At 54.9% G+C, this 19251-nt stretch carries 18 protein-coding genes; 10 read left to right on the top strand and 8 right to left on the bottom strand.

The genetic code is table 11. From position 1 onward, the window contains the following. Positions 1-71: 71 nt before the first annotated feature. Complete coding sequence (locus MICA_RS03690; protein WP_014102350.1) at positions 72-503, bottom strand: metallopeptidase family protein; 432 nt, start codon at positions 501-503, stop codon at positions 72-74. 71 nt (positions 504-574) lie between these two features. Between MICA_RS03690 and MICA_RS03685 the strand changes: the two genes are divergently transcribed. Further along, entirely contained in the window at positions 575-880 is a 306-nt protein-coding gene (locus MICA_RS03685) for a 4a-hydroxytetrahydrobiopterin dehydratase (protein ID WP_014102349.1), read from the top strand. A 92-nt stretch (positions 881-972) separates the two neighbouring features. Here the strand turns inward: MICA_RS03685 and MICA_RS03680 are convergent, their stop codons facing one another. Continuing rightward, positions 973-2625 (bottom strand): thiamine pyrophosphate-dependent enzyme, encoded by a 1653-nt coding sequence (locus tag MICA_RS03680; RefSeq protein WP_014102348.1) that lies wholly within the window; start codon positions 2623-2625, stop codon positions 973-975. A 140-nt stretch (positions 2626-2765) separates the two neighbouring features. On the opposite strand from MICA_RS03680, the gene MICA_RS03675 reads away from it, so the two are divergent. The 3 genes from MICA_RS03675 to MICA_RS03665 all read left to right on the top strand — a co-directional run bounded on the left by MICA_RS03675 (position 2766) and on the right by MICA_RS03665 (position 4125). After that, complete coding sequence (locus MICA_RS03675) at positions 2766-3353, top strand: response regulator (RefSeq protein WP_014102347.1); 588 nt, start codon at positions 2766-2768, stop codon at positions 3351-3353. Beyond that, the gene (locus MICA_RS03670; protein WP_014102346.1) at positions 3350-3868 is read left to right on the top strand and encodes a hypothetical protein; all 519 of its coding nucleotides are present in this window, start codon (positions 3350-3352) and stop codon (positions 3866-3868) included. The genes MICA_RS03675 and MICA_RS03670 overlap by 4 nt, the downstream gene beginning before the upstream one ends. A 77-nt stretch (positions 3869-3945) precedes the next feature. Next, on the top strand, positions 3946-4125 hold the full coding sequence (locus MICA_RS03665) for a hypothetical protein (protein ID WP_014102345.1): 180 nt from the start codon (positions 3946-3948) through the stop codon (positions 4123-4125). Position 4126: 1 nt separating this feature from the next. Here MICA_RS03665 and MICA_RS03660 read toward each other — a convergent pair whose 3' ends face one another. Then, positions 4127-5050 (bottom strand): ribokinase, encoded by a 924-nt coding sequence (locus tag MICA_RS03660; RefSeq protein WP_041793783.1) that lies wholly within the window; start codon positions 5048-5050, stop codon positions 4127-4129. A 209-nt stretch (positions 5051-5259) separates the two neighbouring features. Between MICA_RS03660 and hemA the strand changes: the two genes are divergently transcribed. Continuing rightward, complete coding sequence (gene hemA, locus MICA_RS03655; protein WP_014102343.1) at positions 5260-6489, top strand: 5-aminolevulinate synthase; 1230 nt, start codon at positions 5260-5262, stop codon at positions 6487-6489. A gap of 94 nt (positions 6490-6583) precedes the next feature. Here hemA and MICA_RS03650 read toward each other — a convergent pair whose 3' ends face one another. After that, positions 6584-7252 carry a TetR family regulator gene (locus MICA_RS03650; protein ID WP_014102342.1) on the bottom strand — a complete coding sequence of 223 codons (669 nt, stop codon included), beginning with the start codon at positions 7250-7252 and terminating at the stop codon, positions 6584-6586. Positions 7253-7327: 75 nt separating this feature from the next. On the opposite strand from MICA_RS03650, the gene MICA_RS03645 reads away from it, so the two are divergent. Beyond that, the gene (locus tag MICA_RS03645; RefSeq protein ID WP_236619958.1) at positions 7328-8335 is read left to right on the top strand and encodes an adenosine kinase; all 1008 of its coding nucleotides are present in this window, start codon (positions 7328-7330) and stop codon (positions 8333-8335) included. 6 nt (positions 8336-8341) lie between these two features. Here the strand turns inward: MICA_RS03645 and MICA_RS03640 are convergent, their stop codons facing one another. Then, complete coding sequence (locus tag MICA_RS03640) at positions 8342-8929, bottom strand: macro domain-containing protein (RefSeq protein WP_081463061.1); 588 nt, start codon at positions 8927-8929, stop codon at positions 8342-8344. Between the two features lie 31 nt (positions 8930-8960). On the opposite strand from MICA_RS03640, the gene MICA_RS03635 reads away from it, so the two are divergent. Then, positions 8961-10721 carry an extracellular solute-binding protein gene (locus tag MICA_RS03635; RefSeq protein ID WP_236619957.1) on the top strand — a complete coding sequence of 587 codons (1761 nt, stop codon included), beginning with the start codon at positions 8961-8963 and terminating at the stop codon, positions 10719-10721. 86 nt (positions 10722-10807) lie between these two features. Then, entirely contained in the window at positions 10808-11356 is a 549-nt protein-coding gene (locus MICA_RS03630) for a hypothetical protein (protein WP_014102338.1), read from the top strand. A gap of 135 nt (positions 11357-11491) precedes the next feature. On the opposite strand, the gene MICA_RS03625 is transcribed toward MICA_RS03630, so the two are convergent. Then, a complete protein-coding gene (locus MICA_RS03625; RefSeq protein WP_236619956.1) occupies positions 11492-12478 on the bottom strand; it encodes a glycosyltransferase family 9 protein in 987 nt (328 codons plus the stop codon). Here MICA_RS03625 and ygfZ point away from each other — a divergent pair. Beyond that, positions 12477-13253: a CAF17-like 4Fe-4S cluster assembly/insertion protein YgfZ gene (ygfZ, locus tag MICA_RS03620; protein WP_014102336.1), complete on the top strand. Its 777-nt coding sequence runs from the start codon at positions 12477-12479 to the stop codon at positions 13251-13253. The two genes, MICA_RS03625 and ygfZ, sit on opposite strands and share 2 nt — an antisense overlap. Here the strand turns inward: ygfZ and MICA_RS03615 are convergent. Both MICA_RS03615 and ppdK read right to left on the bottom strand, forming a co-directional pair. After that, positions 13250-14095 (bottom strand): hypothetical protein, encoded by an 846-nt coding sequence (locus MICA_RS03615; RefSeq protein WP_187287641.1) that lies wholly within the window; start codon positions 14093-14095, stop codon positions 13250-13252. The genes ygfZ and MICA_RS03615 overlap by 4 nt on opposite strands. Next, positions 14095-16791, bottom strand: coding sequence for a pyruvate, phosphate dikinase (gene ppdK / locus MICA_RS03610; protein ID WP_014102334.1), 2697 nt, complete (start codon positions 16789-16791; stop codon positions 14095-14097). The genes MICA_RS03615 and ppdK overlap by 1 nt, the downstream gene beginning before the upstream one ends. 495 nt (positions 16792-17286) lie before the next feature. Here ppdK and MICA_RS03605 point away from each other — a divergent pair, with 495 nt between their 5' ends. Beyond that, the gene (locus MICA_RS03605) at positions 17287-19038 is read left to right on the top strand and encodes a flagellin (RefSeq protein ID WP_014102332.1); all 1752 of its coding nucleotides are present in this window, start codon (positions 17287-17289) and stop codon (positions 19036-19038) included. Positions 19039-19251 lie beyond the last annotated feature (213 nt).

The following is a 19251-nucleotide window of genomic DNA, read 5'->3' as shown; positions in this document are numbered from 1 at the left end:
AGGAAGTGACAATAAAAAACACGGACCGCAATGATCCGTGTTTATCCGTGTCCATCTGTGATTTTTAAAACCTACAGCATGCCCTGATAATGGCGGCCGACCATATCTTCCACTTCCTCTTCCGAGAAATCGAAGTTCTGGCCAATCTCTTCGATAATGGCCTGACGCAGCAGCGCGCCCAGATCATCACCGGTTTCGCACCACAAATCCAGCAAGGCGCGACGATAGACGATCATAGTGTCTTCTTCGTCTGTGCTTTTCTTGGTCACGCCGGGCGAAATTTCCGCACCGCTGCGATACAGAACCAGAAGTTCATACGGATCTTCCAGTTCCAGTTCCTGCTCCACGACAGAATCCGGGAACTCTTCGACCACGACATTCATGTCTTCACAGAACCCGACCAACTCCTCCGGCACGGTGTCCAGCACTTCGCGTGCCATGACCTCCAGATCCTCCGTGGAGGGCGGAACGGAAAAACTCATAATAATCTGCTTCCGGTCCATGACCTTGACCCCATTGAAAAACCGTGATGACTTTGACGAACGCTAGTTTAACCATTCCGGGGAAAAGAACAATGGTCCAAACGAAAATGACACGCGACGCTGTTTCCACTGCATTACAGGAATTGGAAGGCTGGGCTCTGGCCACGGACAAGGATGCCTTGCACAAATCCTTCCGCTTTGCCGATTTCAACGAAGCATGGGGATTTATGGCCCGCTGCGCGCTTCTGGCCGAAAAAATGAATCACCATCCCGAATGGTTCAACGTGTGGAACCGTGTGGATGTGACTTTAAACACCCATGATGCGGGTGGTATCACCGCATTGGATATCAAAATGGCGACAGCCATGAACGATTATGCGAAAGCGCTGAATACCTAAATCCATCCACCACTGTCATCCCGGCGAAAGCCGGAATCTTCCAGCCATAATGGACGAAGACTCCGGCCTTCGCCGGGGTGACGCAAATTTTTCTAAACCGCGCCTGTCGTCAATTGCCGTGGGTCCATGGCGATTTCAATCACCGCCACGCGCCCTGCATTCACGGCCTGTTCCCAAACGCCCGCAAACTCTTCGGTCTTGCTGATCCGCGCGGTAAATGCGCCATAGGCCTGTGCCAACGCGACAAAATCCGGGTTGGTCAAGGTTGTGGCACTGATCCGGCCCGGGTATTTGCGTTCCTGGTGCATGCGGATGGTGCCATACATGCCGTTATTACAAATCATAATCACCGGATGCGCCCCGTGATGCATGGCGGTGGCCAGTTCCTGCCCCGTCATCATAAACCCGCCATCGCCGCACAGCCCCAGAACCACACGATCCGGGTGATGAATGGATGCACCAACCGCAGATGGCACCGCATAGCCCATCGCACCACTCAACGGGGCCAACAAACGCCCCGGGCGGCGATAGCGTAAATATCGTTGCGCCCAACCGCTGAAGTTCCCGGCATCGGTGGTCACCACCGCATTGTCCGGCAACACATCGCGTAGGTAAGAGAAAATCGCCGTCATATCCGGGCCGTTAAAGGTCGGACGGTTGGCCAGATCAATATCTGTCCATGCCGTGAAATCGGCACGGGCATCATCCTTCCACCCGGCACGTTCACGCCCACCCAGATTAAAGGCAATCCCCGCCAAGGCACTGGCCGCCGGAATCATATCGGCCTGAATGGCCAGTGTCGGCGTATAGACCTTGCCCAATTCCGCTGCATCGGCATGAATGTGAATCAATTTCTGCGTTGGCACCGGCGCATCGATCAGGGCATAACTCTGCGTCGTAATTTCATCCAACCGCGCCCCGACAACGATCAGCAGATCGGATTGTTTGACACGTTCCAGCAGCTTTGGGTTCGGTCCTGTACCCAATTCACCGACATAACACGCATGACGGTGGTCGATCAGGTCATGGCGACGAAACGCCGCCGCAACGGGCAAATGTGCGGCGCTGGCGAAGCTTGCAAATTCTGCACACGCCGCATCATCCCACCCGGCCCCGCCAAGGATGACCAGCGGGCGCGATGATTCACGGATCATCGTTGCCACTTTATCCAATGCCGCGGGCGCGATGCCGATGGGTTCCGGTACAGCATAATCCGCCTGCACCGCCGTGGTCATTTCGCTCAGCATATCCTCAGGCAAGCCGATGACCACAGGCCCCGGTCGTCCCGTCGTGGCCACATGCCATGCGCGGTTGACAATTTCGGGAATGCGGGACGGGTCATCAATTTCCACTGCCCATTTGGCCAGATCGCCAAACACGGCGCGCACATCCACTTCCTGAAACGCTTCGCGGCCGCGTTCCCAACGGCGCACCTGGCCCATGAAGACGATCAGCGGTGTTGAGTCCTGTTTCGCGGTATGCACGGCGATAGACGCATTGCACACACCCGGGCCGCGCGTGACAAAACAAATACCCGGCTGCCCGGTCAGCTTGCCCCAGCTTTCGGCCATAAACCCGGCCCCGCCCTCGTGACGACAGGTAATCACGTCTATATCGGGATAATCCAGCAGGGCATCCAGAACCGGCAGATAGCTTTCCCCGGCCACGCAGGAGATTCGCCGCGCGCCCAAACGGTGCAGTGCATCAACCAGAACCAGTCCGCCGCTTCCCTTGATTTCCGCCATTTTCGCCCTGCTCTTCCCTTAAAAATTATTGTTTTCCCCAGCCAAGTGACTGAATTGGACCAATATTTACGGTTTCATCAGCCAACCATCGGATACTGACCAATACTATATTTTCAGACTGAACGGAACATGCTCCGACAATGACCTACCAATTTGAAAAAGCGTCCGTTCTGGTCGTAGACGATATGCGTCCGATGCTGGCGCTGACCGCATCGCTTTTAAAAATTTTTGGATTCAAAAATGTTTATACGGCTGTCGACGCGGACGAGGCCTTTGCCATCATGTGCGTTAACAATCCCGATCTGGTCATCACCGACTGGTTGATGGAACCACAGGACGGGATTGATTTATGCAATCGTATTCGCACCGATCCCAAATGCCCCAATCCGTATGTGCCGATTGTTCTGATGACCGGGTACAGCGCCCGTGTGCGCGTGGAACAGGCACGCGATGTTGGTATAACGGAATTTTTGGTCAAGCCGTTCACGGCCAAAGACCTTTATACCCGCATTGAACAATTGATTGAAAAGCCGCGCCGTTTCGTTGATGCCAATGAATTTTTTGGCCCCGACCGCCGCCGCCGTAAAAACGATGAATTCAAGGGCCCTTTTAAACGCGGCGGTGACAGACAAACAAACGCGCCACAAACCGCGAATGACGAGCGCATTCAAACCATCCTGAAACGCTTGCGACAGGAAACAAAAGACGTCACAGGGACAGTGGAATGAGCGATTTTCCAACCGTGGACGATCATAAACCCGATGGCGTGCGATACATCACGCCCCCCAATACATTACGCCAGAAAATTGGCCATGGCGGTATTGATGCCCTGCGCATGGAACGCGCCGAACGATTTATTGAAACCAATGATTTTGATTTCCTGCCCTACGCCCGCGAATATTTGTCACAATTGGAACGGCGCATTTCCCAGGCTTTGAAAACACCAACGCCGGAATGCCGCGACCTGCTCAGCCGCCCGACCATGGAACTCAAAGCCGGGGGCGGCATGTTCGGCTATCGCCTGATGTCGGAAATTGCCGCCGTGTTGTTGGATTTTCTTGAAAGTGTGGAACGGCTGGATAAAGACGCGCTGGATATCGTGTCCATTCACCACAAAAGCATGACCGTCATCGCCACATCGAATCTGAAGGGCCCCGGTGGGAAAGAAGGCCGGGCCCTGGCTGAGGAACTGTATGCCGCCTGCAAGCGCTATTACCGTAAGCATCAGATTAAAAAGGTATAATTAAGGGGTTTAGCGTTTATTAAGACCCTGCTAATATAATTTCAACAGAACGTATTGAATGACCAAGGATTGGTTAAATGACTGAATTGCCCGCAATGATCGCCGCGAACATGGCCATGACGCAACAGGCCATCGCGATGGAAATGATCAAACAAGCCGCCGACATGCAGCAACAAATGGTGCAGATGTTACAGGAATCTGTCGCATCCGTTCCCGTGTCCACGTCCCGTGGCACGACCGTGAATATCGCCGCATAGTTTATACCAGCGGCAAATTTTTCAACGCATCACGAATATCATCGGAATAGGCAAAGGCGCTCAATGCGCCTTTTTTCGTGCAGGCGAGCGAGCCCGCAACCGCAGCCCAGCGCAACGCTTCACGCATATTCATTTTATCCGCCAGCAACGCGGCCAGCGTCCCGCAATACGCGTCCCCTGCCCCGGTCGTATCAACAACGCGATCAATCGGCAACGCCGGAACACGCACAACCGATCCATCATCCAAAACGGCCACCGATCCATCCGGGCCCAGTGTAATAATGCATGTTTTATGCGTTACCCCGGCCAGCGCATGGGCCATGCCTTCGGGTGTGTTGTCGTGTTTCAAGCGGCAAAAATCAGCCAGACGCGCCGCTTCGACCTCGTTCACGATCAGGACGTCAACCATGCGCAAAACATCCGCCGGGATATCACAGGCGGGTGCCGCGTTCAGAAGAATTTTCACTTTCTTCTCATGCGCGCGACGGATCAGGGTGAAGACCTGTTCCGGAGCCACTTCCATCTGCGCCAGCAGCATATTGGTTGGTTTTAAAATTTCGTCGGGAACCTGATCATGCTCCAACGCCTTGTTCGCGCCATTGGCCACAATGATGCGGTTTGATCCATCCGGTTCACGCAAAATCACGGCGGTGCCCGTTGGCAATGTTTCATCTTCGGATACGCCGGATGTCACCACACCCTGACGGCGAATGGTGGTGATGGTTTCATAGGCATAGACATCCTTGCCCACACGCCCGACCAACACGGCCTGCACCCCCATGCGCGCGGCGGCCAGCGCCTGGTTCGCGCCCTTGCCCCCCGGGGTGATCTCGTAAGCGGGAATCACCATGGTTTCCCCGCGGATCGGCATTGACGGCACCGGCAGGGTCATATCCATATTTACTGAACCGAAAATGATAAGCATTCTCAACTACTTTTCTCCGGCCCGAAATTGCCGGGGTAAATCCTTCAAATACTGGGAAAAGTGTACATCCACGCCCTTCGCCCCGCAATGGGGACTAAAAAAGTCCGTTTTACAACCCACAATGCCCCTATATGAAAGGTCATCATAATGTTGTTTTCTCGGGATGATTTGGTTACGGTGCAGGCATAAAAATAGAGGGGCCCACGCGTATGACTGGCTTTGATTACACCGGATTTTTTGCTGACCGCATCACTGAGCTGAAAACCGAAGGGCGTTACCGCACCTTCGCCACGCTGTCGCGTATCGCGGGTCGTTTTCCGCAAGCCATGTATCACGCCCCCGACGGCACATCCCGCGAAGTCACCATCTGGTGCAGCAATGATTATCTGGGCATGGGGCAACACCCCGTCGTCCTGAACGCCATGCACGAAGCCATTGATGCCTGCGGCTCTGGCGCGGGTGGCACGCGTAACATTTCCGGCACGACGCGTTATCACGTCGAACTGGAAGCCACCATGGCCCGCCTGCACAACAAGGAAGCGGCCCTTGTCTTCACATCCGGCTACACCGCGAACGAAGGGGCCCTCGGCACCATTGGCCGCATGTTGCCGAACTGCATTATTTTCTCTGACGCGCTGAACCATGCATCCATGATCCATGGCATGAAAAGCAGCGGCGCGGAGAAAGCCGTCTTCCGCCACAATGACCTGGCACACCTGGAAGAGTTGTTGCAAAAAGCCGATCCGAAACGCCCGAAAATCGTCGCCTTTGAATCCGTTTATTCAATGGAGGGTGATATTTGCCCGATGGCGGAGATCATCGCGCTGGCTGAAAAATATGGCGCACTGACCTATCTGGACGAAGTGCATGGCGTCGGCCTGTATGGCCCACGCGGCGCGGGTGTTGCCGAAGAACGCGACCTGATGGATCGCATCGATATTATCGAAGGCACGTTTGGCAAAGCCTACGGCCTGATCGGCGGTTACATCGCGGGGCGCGCCTCGATTGTTGATGCCGTGCGCTCCTTCGCCTCCGGCTTTATCTTTACCACGTCCCTGCCCCCGGCTGTTCTGGCGGGTGCGAAGGCCAGCGTGGAATATCTGATGAATTCATCCATCGAACGTCAACGCCAGCGCGCCAACGTCAAACGGTTCAAAGATCGCCTGACCCGCGACAATTTGCCGTTCATGCAGGGTGAAAGCCACATCGTGCCGTTGGTGGTGGGTGATTCAAGCTGCTGCAAGCTGGTCACGGACATTCTGCTGAACGACTACAACATGTATGTTCAGCCGATCAATTACCCGACCGTGCCCAAAGGCACCGAACGCATGCGCCTGACCGCCACCGCGGCCCACAGCCTGGACGAAGTCGACGCCTTCGCCGACATCCTGCGCGATTTGTGGGAAGAACAGCACGTGGCGCAATACGCGGCAGCGTAAGCCATCCACCCCCATCCGTCACCCCGGCGAAGGCCGGGGTCCATACGTTCTATCCTATGGATACCGGCCTGCGCCGGTATGACGAGTAAGAAGGTTACCGCCCCAAAACCCGTTCCGCCCAGCCATCAATCCGGGCCAGACCGCGATCCAGTGCCGCCATGGTTTTGGATAGATCGACGCTGTCATCCTGCATCCAGGCGCGGGCGGCGTAGAGATAGACACCGGTCACAGCCGTAACCTTCACCGCGCCCATCCAGCCGGGCATATCGACGCCAGCGGCGGCCAGCATCCATTCCATCGAACGGCCGAGGTGCGGCAGGCCGATGATGGCTTGTTTCGGATCGCCCTTGAATGAATCGAGGAAGGACAAAACCGCATCGCGGTCATCGTTCAGTACATCGAACCGTTCCATCAGAATATCGAACAAGCGATCACGGTGCGGCGTTTCGGCATCGAACGTGCCCGCCGGGAAACGGTCCAGCACGATGCAATCGACCATGCGGCCATAGGCGACCAGAATATCGTCCTTGTCCATGAAGTGTTCGCGTAAGGTGGCCAGATCAATCTCGGCATGGCGGGCAATGTCGGACAGGCTGACATCCGCCCAGCGCAGATCGGCGGCCAGCGCCAGTGCCGCATGAACCACACGGTCCCGAATGGAGATCGTGCGCACAGGAATGGCGGAAACCGGGGCGTTTTTACCCTTTGGGGTTGCCTTGGATGCGGTTTTTTTCTTGGATTCCTGCGCTTTTTTCTTGGCCATGATGCCCCTGATCCCTTATGAATGACGCGTAAAATCAAACCATTAAACCCACTGAAAGACAAGGATCAACCGCTGATGTCCTCTCGCTCTCTTGACGTTGTTGCCATTGGTAACGCCATCGTTGACGTTCTGGCCCATACGGATGATGCGTTTATCCAATCCCAAGCCGATGCCGGCATGATCAAAGGCGCCATGGCGCTGATCGAGCAATCGCGTGCGGTGGAACTGTATGGCCTGATGAACGATACGGTTGAACGTTCTGGCGGATCGGCCGGGAATACGATTGCAGGCGTGGCGTCCTTCGGTGGCAAGGGTGCGTATATCGGCAAAGTGGCTGACGATACGCTGGGTCAAGTGTTCCGCAAGGAAATGCGCGATATGGGCGTTGTGTACAACACCACCCCGCTGATCGTTGGTGCACCGACGGCCCGCTGCCTGGTGTTTGTGACACCGGATGCCCAGCGCACCATGAACACCTATCTGGGCGCATGTCTGGAACTGGGCGTGGATGATCTGGATTCATCGCTGATCCAGAATGCCCAAGTCACATATCTGGAAGGATACATGTTCGACCCGGAACAAGCCAAAGCCATGTTCCGCGCCGCCGCCGACATTGCACACAAATCCGGCAACCGCGTAGCGCTGAGCCTGTCCGACCCGTTCTGTGTTGATCGTCACCGCGAAGACTTCCAGAATTTCGTTGAAAACCACACCGACATTCTGTTCGCGAACGAGGCGGAGATCATCTCCCTCTATCAAACCGAAACATTTGAACAGGCCGCCAAAATCGTTGCCGGAAAAGTCGGCATCGCCGCCCTGACCCGCAGCGAAAAAGGATCGGTCATTGTGGCCGATGGTGAATTCATCGAAATCGCCGCCGCCCCGGTTGCCCAATTGATGGACACAACGGGCGCAGGCGACCAATACGCCGCCGGTTTCCTGTATGGTTTGACACAAGGCATGGATATGCAGATGTGCGGCCAACTGGGTTCACTGGCCGCCGCTGAAGTCATCAGCCACATGGGCCCGCGCCCGGAAATGGCCTATGCCGATTTCGTAACGAAAATTGCGAAGGCCGCGTAAGAAACCTTACGCCGTCGGGTCGATATATCCCGTCCAACCGTGATGGTGCAGCCGTTCATTCCACGCGGCGAAAACGTCATCACGGTTGGCGACGATCCGCACCTCGACAAAACGATCATCCAGACGATCCAGAATGGCGTTCAACCCCAATCGTGCTGCGCGCATGACGGGGAATTTATGTTTGCCCGTCCCCAATGCGGCAAAGGCCACGCGCTGTAAACCCATTTGCGCCGCCACCTGCATCGCGCCACGGAAACACCGGGTCAAATCGCGGTCTTCGCGCGCAATGGCATCGTTCCAATCCGGCGTCACGGCGAACAAGATATGCGAGACGGGCAAACCAAAGGGGGGCACAGCAAACACGTCGCCGGGCCGGGGTTTGTAGATGTGTTCCAGAATAAAATTGTCAATCTGTTCCCCCGCCGCACCCAGAATCGCCCGGTTGAGGGAGCCGCTCATATCCAGATTATGGGGAATCGCCGCCACAATCGCGTCCACATCGTCCTGTGCCACCAAATCTCCGTGGATGAGATCAATCCGGTTGATCAGATGGTGGTTGGAAGGGCTCTGGCCCTCTGCTATCACTTCAGACATGAAAACGATCCTACGCAAGACCTTTATGGTAATGGCCTTTTTCCTGACGGTTTCATCCGTCAGCGGGGCTGTATGGGCAGAAGAATATTACGGTCTGGCCATGCACGGAACCCCCAAATACGGCCCCGATGCCACCCATCTGGATTACGCCAACCCGGACGCTCCAAAAGGCGGCACATTGACGCAAGCCGCGATTGGATCATTCGACTCCCTCAACCCCTACGCCATCAAGGGCACAGCCGCACAAGGGCTGGCCTTTGTCCATGACCGGTTGATGGCCCGGGTGTGGGATGAGGCCTTCACCCTTTACCCCCTGATCGCGGAAAAGGTCGATGTGCCGGAGGATCGTTCATCCATCACCATTTATCTGAACAAGGCCGCAAAGTTTCAGGACGGCACCCCCATCACCGCCGATGATGTCATTTTCACATTCGAAACATTGCGCGACCATGGCCGCCCGAACATGCGCCGCGTGTACAAGCTGGTCAAAACCGTTGACCGGATTGATGCCCACACGATCAAATTTGCCTTTGGCGAAGGGTATGACCGCGAAACCATGATGATTATCGCGATGATGCCCGTATTGTCCAAAGCATGGTGGTCGGGCCGTTCGTTTGATTCCGCCACGCTGGATATTCCGGTGGCCAGCGGACCGTACAAAATTACGTCCGTCGAGCCGGGCCGCAAAATTGTCTATGAACGCGACCCGAATTACTGGGGCGCAAACCTGCCCGTCAATGTCGGCCATTATAATTTTGACCGTATCGTGTTCGATTATTATCGCGATGATTCTGTGGCGTTTGAATCATTCAAATCCGGCGGCATGGATTTGCGCCGTGAATGGGATGCCGGGAAATGGGCGAAGGGATACGACATCCCCGCCGTGACACGGGGCGAAATTGTGAAAGAAGCCCTGCCCCATGGCCGCCCGGACCGTACCAATGCGCTGATCTTCAACACACGCAAGGCCCCGTTCGATGATATTCGCGTGCGCGAGGCGTTGTCCTTGTCCCTCGATGCACCATGGATCAACCAGAATATGTTCCATGGACTTTATAAACGCATCGATTCCTATTACCCCAATGCCGAACTGGCCGCGCCGAACACCGCGCCGGATGCGGCGGAACTGGCTTTGCTGGAACCCCATCGCGCCCAATTGCGCGCCAGTGTTTTTGAAGCCGACACGCCAGACCCCACAGGGCGCGATGCCATGTTGCGCGCCGATACGCTGTTGAAAGAAGCCGGATGGATCGTTAAGGACGGCGTGCGCGTGAATGAAAAAACCGGCGCCCCCTTCACGTTCGAAATCATGTTGTCGTCCCCGGATGATGAAAAACTGGCGTTGTCTTTCACGCGCGGTTTGAAACGGCTGGGTATTGATGTCCGGGTGCGTGTTCTGGATTCCGCCGCCTTCCTTGGCCGCCTGAATGAATATGATTACGACATGGTGTTGTATTTCTGGCTATCCACCCTGTCGCCGGGGTCGGAGCAGATTTTGTACTGGGGGTGTGAAGCCGCCAAACAACCCGCCCGTTGGAATTATGCCGGGATTTGTGACCCGGTGGTCGATGCCCTCAGCATGCAAATTGCCGCCGCCAAGGACCGGGACGGGCTGGTCACCGCCGCCCGGGCACTGGACCGGGTTTTGATGTCCGGGCGGTATATGATCCCCCTATTCCACCCGGGCGCGGACTTCGTGGCCCGCCGGGCCAGCCTGAAACACCCGGAAACCATGCCGCTTTATGGCATGGTTTTGGAAACATGGTGGGACGAATCGGGCAAAACCCCTTAATTCCCCCTTTCCCGGCTTGAGTACCCGGCCCGGTCTTGCTACATTTTCCGGGTCTGACACTTTTCTCCATAATGGATGCGGAATTCATGAAACGCTCTCTGGTTACACTGGCCCTCTGCGGCGCGGCCTTGGTTACGATTGCAGGCTGCAGCAGCGTGCCCTCGACAAAAGAACAATTGGCGAAAGCCAACGGCCAATACTGGCAGCGCGCGGAAACGACCTCCGCCCTGTATATGCGCGGACCGAAGGCGCAGCAGATGCTGAACCAAGACATTGCCCGTTGCACCGGTGAAATCCGTGAACTGCAACGCCTCGGCGCAATCCGCACCGCAATGCCGGGCGACAACGATAAAAACGGCAACGTCCCCGACACCAACACACCGGAAGGTCGTTTGGCCCAGTGGGATTCGCCGGAGCGTGATGGCTACCTGTATGCCGAACATCTGGATTACCATGATTTCGAAACCTGCATGCAGGCCAAGGGCTGGGAACGCGTAGAATATGTTCCGTACAAAGTGGCCGATGAGGCGCGTGATACTTACGTCGAAACCATCATCGAACAAAAACGCCGCTCGCGCGAAATGGGCAAAAACACCAAGCCCAAAACCGCCCCGCAATATCAGGTCAACGAATAAAGAAAAACCCCGCTTCGGCGGGGTTTTTTATTGTCCCCGTATGCGTCACCCCGGCGAAAGCCGGGGTCTTCATCCCTTATGGCTGGAAGATTCCGGCTTTCGCCGGAATGACGACATAGATTTAATGTGGGCTGATCACGCCGATTTCTTCGGGTGATGCAGATACCAGAATTGCCCAACGCTGCGCACCACCGCATCCAGCGACAGGCTGGTCATCAACGACTTCACCTTGCGTGGATCGTAACCGGGGAAGTTGATCAATTCATCAAACGTTTCCGGTGTGCGGACATAGGCCGCATGCGCGCCCCATGGGCGGTACAGATATGGCCAGCTCGGCCCGAACAATCCAACCGTCGGAATGCCCACCGCCGCCGCCGAATGCATCAACCCGGAATCATTCCCGACAAACAACGCACACCGCTTCAACACCGCCGCGACATCGCCGGGTGTACCCTTGGCGATCACATCAATGCGGCGATCTTCGGGGATGGAATCGAATACGGGTTTGGCCTGTGTCTCTTCCCCCGGCGCGGCAAAAACGGCAACACGGGCGCCCGGTAAAATTCCGTCCGGCGCGGTGATCACGCGGATCAGTTCAATATAGCGGTCAAGCGGCCACGTCTTCCCGCGCCAGTTGGCCGTCGGGCCGATGGCCAGAATCGGGCCCCCATCGGGCGCGATCATCGCAGCCTTCTCCATCTGCGCCTTGGTGGGCCAGAGTTTAGGCGCGGGTGTTGTTTTCAACCCCAGGACGGCGGCATTCTGTTCGACCTTATGCTTTTTGGGATCGATATGTTTGCCGTAGATATAGCGCTTCTTCGCGGTCAGCAGGCGCGACACGGCAGAATTGCGCAAATCGACAATAATGTCCCACCGCGTCCCCGCCAGCTTGCGCCAGAGTTTGAACCAGTGCAGATTATATTTCTCTTTCTTGAACGGGATCACCCGCCGCACGTTCGGCGCCCCTTCGAACAGAGAGGCCGGGATCGGGCCACAGGCCACAGCGATTTTTGCATCCGGATGGGTTTTGGCCAGATGGTCCAGAATGCCGGTTGATAAAACCGCATCGCCCAAACGGTTGGATGTGATAAAGAGAATGTTCATAAGGGCGGATTGTAGCATGAACCATTTTTATTGCCAGATGCCAAACCGGGGCCGCGTACGCGTTGGCGGAAACGATGCCACCCGATTTTTACAGGATCTTGTCACCGGGGATATTGAAGCCGCATCGGAAACCCGGGCCGTTTATTCCTGCCTCCTCACCGCACAAGGCCGCTTCCTGCACGATTTTTTTGTGACAAAACAGGGGGATGATTATGTGCTGGAGTGTGAGGGCGGCGCACGGACGGAGGATCTGACCACGCGGCTGAAGCGTTATAAACTCCGCTCCGCTGTCACACTGGATTGCGAACCAGCCATTACCATTTACGCCGGCACCGGCCCGGTTCCCGTTGGAAATTGCACCGACCCCCGCCATGGGGATATGGGTTGGCGCGGCCCCACCGCCCCCACCAACGACACCCCAGCCGATTTTTCCCGCTGGGATGACCACCGCATCCGCCTGTGCATCCCCGATGGGTCACGCGATCTGGTACCGGAACAATCCTTGCTGATGGAAAATAATATGGACCTGTTGCACGGCGTATCCTTCACCAAAGGATGCTTCGTCGGCCAGGAAATCACCGCCCGCATGTATCACCGCAATTTGGGGAAGAAGCTTTTGATGGCCTTGTCCTTCCCCACCACACCACCAGCCGCCGGCACCCTCATCGCCGATGATGCCGGGGAGATTGGCGAAATGCGCAGTTCATGTGGGATGATTGGATTGGCTTTGATAAAGCGGGATGCGGTGGATCGTATACGTGCATTAAAAATAGAAACACTCTCTGAAATTTAGCCGGCTGAGTTCAAACGATTCGTTTTATTTAAGAATCCACTCCCCAACGTCAGAGCACAAATTACTGCTACCAAAACACATAAAACAGGCGTCGAAAACGTAAACCCGATAATAACTAACACTATGCAATAGCAAACACTGTATCCAAGCATAACCATTCCTCCGAAAACAAGGATCATGCGCTTGAGATGTCCATTTGACGTCCATTTTTTCCTGAAAAATAGCCAGTACAAAAAGAACGGTACTATTGTAAGAATAAACAAGAACAACAATACGAAAAATTTATCAAATAGGATTAGTATAGGGCTAATGACTAAAGCCTTTTTGACCTCAATAAAACCCGAATGATCCTTCGTAAATTCAGGATAATTCAAATCATAATCATGAAGAATTTTTTCATTACTATCATTTAAATAGCGTCTTAAACTTTCACGCTCATTATCGTGCTGAGAGCCAGCCTCCCAATCAATATTCTCTGAATCAAGCTTGTAGCCTGAAACAAATGGGTTTGTTGAGCCGTAAGGGAAAGCCCAACAAAAACTTGCATGGGGACAAAAAACCGCAACATGATCAGCCACAGGCGTATTGGCCAAAACAGCGCCATAGCGATTACGAAGTTCAAACGTCACCGGATCTGTAGAAAATATCCCATCACCGTAAAGCTTCCCTTTGAGCACTATTTGCCCGCTGGGGTCAGCCAATGTGCCCTCTTTCACAAGATAGGGTCTGTGCGCATGTGCGGCAGCAGAAAACATCAAAACGCAAAGAAGAGCGATAATAAAAACACCCTTTAATCGTCTTTTATATTTCCGCATAAAATTAACAATCCACATATCAATCATTACGCCGCCCGTTTGACGGCATCAGGCTTTTTTCCGGCATTCTCCCGTATCGTCGCCTGCGCAGCGGCCAGTCGTGCGATGGGCACGCGGTAGGGGGAGCAGGATACGTAATGCAATCCAACCGATTCACAGAACGCGATCGAGGCCGGATCGCCGCCATGTTCGCCGCAAATGCCCAGTTTGATATCCGGGCGGACTTTACGGCCCTTTTCCACCGCGATGCGCACCAATTGCCCCACCCCGTCAATATCCAGCGTTGCAAACGGATCACGCGCGAACACACCCTGGCGCAGATAATCATTCATGAACAAAGCCGAGTCATCGCGACTGAGGCCTAATGTCGTTTGCGTCAAATCGTTTGTCCCGAAACTGAAAAACGCCGCATCGGGTGCAATTTCATCCGCCGTTAACGCCGCACGCGGCAATTCGATCATGGTGCCAACCGTGTAGGATACGGTTTTTCCGGTTTCGGCAAACACCGCCACCGCCGTTTCATCGACCAGTTTTTTCAAAACGGCCAGTTCACGGTGTGTGGCGATCAACGGGATCATGATTTCCGGAGTCACATCAACCTTGATCGCCGCTTCGAAAATCGCGCGGGCCTGCATTTCATAAATTTCCGGATAGGTCATGCCCAACCGGCACCCGCGATGCCCCAGCATCGGGTTGGTTTCGTGCAATTCGCGTAAACGCATCCGCACCTGATCCGCGCCGATATTGGCGATGCGGGCAAATTCCGCGATATCCGCATCGCTTTGCGGCAAGAATTCATGCAAAGGCGGGTCCAGCAGACGAATGGTCACGGGCAGACCGCGCATAATTTCAAACAATTCGGCAAAATCGCCCCGTTGTGCGGGCAACAATTTCGCCAGCGCATCGCGGCGCGCGGGGGCATTGTTGGCGAAAATCATTTCGCGGACATGTTGAATGCGCGTGGGGTCAAAGAACATATGTTCGGTCCGGCACAGGCCGATTCCCTCCGCCCCGAACCCGCGCGCGGTTTTGGCATCCAGCGGCGTTTCGGCATTCGCCCGCACGCCCATGCGACGCACATCATCCGCCCATTGCATCACAGTCGCAAAATCACCAGATAATTCCGGTTGCACGGTGGGCACAGCGCCCAGCATCACTTCACCCGCACCGCCATCAATGGTGATGACATCGCCGGCCTTTACCACACGGTCGCCGACGCGCATGGTGGCGGTTTCATAATCAATCTGTAACGCCCCCGCCCCGGCCACACACGCCCGGCCCATGCCGCGCGCAACGACCGCCGCGTGGCTGGTCATACCGCCGCGCGTAGTCAGGATACCGGCGGCGGCATGCATGCCGTGAATATCTTCCGGGCTGGTTTCACGGCGGCAGAGGATGACTTTCTTCCCGTCCTTTGCCATCGCCTCGGCATCATCGGCACTGAACACCACGATACCGCTGGCCGCGCCCGGCGATGCCGGCAAGCCACGCGTCAAAATGGTTTTATGCGCCGCCGGATCAAGCGTGGGGTGCAGCAACTGGTCCAGCGCTTGCGGCTCCAGACGCAGCAGAGCCTCTTCCTTCGTGATCAACCCCTCGCCCACCATATCCACGGCGATTTTCAGGGCCGCGGCGCTGGTGCGCTTTCCGGTGCGGGTTTGCAACATATACAGCGTGCCGCTTTGCACAGTAAATTCAATGTCCTGCATATCGCGGTAATGTTTTTCCAATGTCTGGCGTACATCGTCCAATTGTTTGAACACGCCCGGCATGGTTTCTTCCATCGACGGCAGGTTTGATCCCTCTTTCTCGCGCCCCAGAATGGTCAGGGATTGCGGCGTGCGGATACCGGCCACGACGTCTTCGCCCTGCGCGTTGATCAGATATTCGCCATAGAAATAATTTTCACCCGTGGATGGATCGCGGGTGAAGGCCACGCCCGTGGCGCAATCGTCACCCATATTGCCAAACACCATCGCCTGAACATTGACGGCGGTGCCCCAATCTTCGGGAATGTCGTGAATGGCGCGATATGAAACGGCGCGCGCCGTCATCCATGATTTAAAAACGGCGCCAACGGCACCCCACAATTGGTCAACCGGATTCATCGGGAAATCGGCCCCGGTATCACGCTTCACCAAGGCCTTGTATTCCGCGACCACGTTTTTCCACGCATCGGCCGACAAATCGGTGTCGTTAAACACGTTATCGTCGCGTTTTTGTTGATCCAAAATATCCTCGAAATCATGGTGCGATACGCCCAGAACGACGTCACCATACATCTGGACAAAGCGACGGTATGAATCCCACGCAAACCGTTCATCGCCCGATGATGTGGCCAGCCCGACAACCGTTTCATCATTCAAACCGAGATTCAAAACCGTATCCATCATGCCCGGCATCGACACACGCGCGCCGGACCGAACGGAGAGCAACAGCGGGTTTTTGGCATCGCCAAATTTTACACCCACGGCATTTTCAATTTTCTTCAACGCCGCATCCACCTGCGCGCGCAATTCGGCGGGGTATTGTTCAGCATTTTTATAAAACGCCGTGCACACCTCGGTCGTGATCGTAAAACCGGGAGGAACCGGCAAACCCAACGACGCCATTTCGGCCAGATTGGCCCCCTTGCCGCCCAACAGATTTTTCACAGGCCCCTGTGTATCCGGGCGCGCATTGCTTTCCTTGGCACCGAAACTGTAAACCCATTGCGTGGTCATAAGCGTGATCTCCCCGGATCGAAAAATGTCGGGGTTATCCTATCCGATTCGGGGCACAGGCTGACGATATTGCGACAGGGTTGTCCACATTTGGAATATGGGACCATTGCATCATTCAAACCACGAATCGACGCGAATATAAAAACACCATCACTCCGCGTCATACCGGCGAAAGCCGGTATGACGGAAACGAATATTCGTGTGAATTCGTGTCCATTTGTGGTTTTCACCCTCTATATATCGTCACTCCCGCGAAAGCGGGAGTGACGAAACTATTGAAGCCCCCAAATCCCGCAAAAATTTCTCAGAAAAACAAAACTTTTTTGCATCAATTTTTTCATAATACAAAAAGACTCAATAATTTCAGTGACTTCCCCAAAAGCGCGTGCTAGCCTTTTTAAACCTTTGTTAAGGCCTTCTGGCTTAGACTGGGTACTGTATCGAGAGGAATTCGATACTGACATAAAATAGGAAACCTAGGAAAGGAACCCTACTATGACATCCGATGTCGTACTCTCCGCTGCTATGCGGACAAACTTGCTGTCCCTGCAAAGCACCCAAAACTCCATCGACTTAACGCAACGTAACCTGGGTACAGGTAAGAAGATTAACTCGGCCCTTGATGGTCCGCAGGCATTCTTCGCATCCCGCGCCCTGACCAACCGTGCAGCCGACCTGACCAAACTGCTCGATTCTATCGGCCAGTCCGTTCAGGTGATTAAAGCCGCTGATACCGGTGTTACCGCCCTGACCTCTTTGGTTGAACAAGCTGACTCCATTGCATCCCAAGCTCAAGAAGCTCTGGCTGCTGGTACGTCTGAAGCCAAAGTGACAGGCAACAAAGACTTGCGTGGCATTGACAGCATTACTGCTTTGGCTGGCGTTGTTGACGGCGACCAACTTATCCTTAGCTTGACCAAAGAAGATGGTACTGTACAACGTATCGCACCGTACAATACTAACGGCGCGGCCACAGCAACCGTCACGCTCAACGACAACATGTCCACGGAACAAATGATTGCCGCTATCAACGACATTCAGTTGGATACCGGGACCGTTGCAAGCCCTGCAACAGGCGGACAAGCGTTCGAAGCGAAGCTGGATGATAAAGGCCAACTGCAAATTCGGGCACTGAATGGCGGTAACTTTACAATGACGTTTGAAGGTACTGCTGGTGCAGGTACTTCAGATTCTGCTGACTTGGCTTTGGCCGCAGATTTGGGCTTTGGCAAGTTGGCCAAGAGTGCAGGCGACCAATCTACCGCAGGTGACACCACAGTTCAGTTTACCGCTGTCGCCGATGTTGCCTTACGTTCGTACGCTTTGGTTAAAAACACTAACGGTGATGTTGCAGACCGTAGCACTCAATTGAGCGCATTGCGAAACGGTGACGCAGCAGGTTTCCCTGCTCTATTCGCTGGTATCGTCGATGCCTCAACATACGAAATATCCGTTAATGGCGGCACACGTCAAACGATCGACTTGGCAGATGCTGACGATAAATCCATTACGGTGCAGGACTTCATTGACACCATCAATAACAACAGCACACTGAACACCAAAATCAAGGCTGAATTCGACGAAACAACGGGAGAATTGTCCATCCGCGCAATTGGTTCCGATGTCACAGCCATTGAGATTGGTGTTTCTGGAGCAGCCACTACCGCAAACTTCGGTTTTGGTACAACAGCTCTGGCGACCAACGACGCTGATGCCACCTATGAAAATATTCAAATGGGTGCAGCAGCGGGCCAATTGGCTAAACTGGAAGCTGACTTTAACAAAGTTCGCGACCAGATTGACGCCTTGGTCAGCAACGGCGACACGGGCTACCGTGGGACCAACCTGCTGAATGGTGACAACCTGCTGACCGTCTTCAACGAAGACCGCACCAGCACGATCACCACGAACGGCGTGACATTTACGTCCGCTGGTCTGGGACTGGAGGAAGCCAACTTCAGCAACGCGGCTTCCGTTGATGGTGTAATCAGTGCAGTGAGTGACGCCCTGACGTCGGTCCGTGAATTCGGATCTACTCTGGCCAACGACCTGTCTGTTATTCAGACCCGCCAAACCTTCACCAACGGCTTGATCAACACGCTGAAAGAAGGTTCGGACAAACTGGTTAACGCCGACCAGAACGAGGAAGGCGCAAAATTGCTGGCTCTGCAGACCCGTCAGTCCCTGGGTGTTACCGCCCTGTCACTGGCCTCTCAGTCCCAGCAGTCGATCCTGCGTCTGTTCTAATAAGCACAGATTTAATCGCGAAAATCCCCGGCGGAAGAAATCCGCCGGGGGTTTTCACATTCTGAAACCAGAATGTGCCCTTTCATCGTCATCCCCGCCTTGTGCGGGGAGGGCGGGAGAAGAGAGAAAAAACCACGAATGCCTAAACCCCGACCACGCGTCATTGCCCGGTTCATCCGGGCAATCCATCGTCCGGTATGGATCGACCATAAT

It is taken from the genome of Micavibrio aeruginosavorus ARL-13, assembly GCF_000226315.1.
In the GTDB taxonomy this organism is placed as follows: Bacteria; Pseudomonadota; Alphaproteobacteria; order Micavibrionales; family Micavibrionaceae; genus Micavibrio; species Micavibrio aeruginosavorus_B.
Note: the sequence above shows the minus strand (reverse complement) of the source record. Positions and strands in the feature narration are given on the sequence as shown.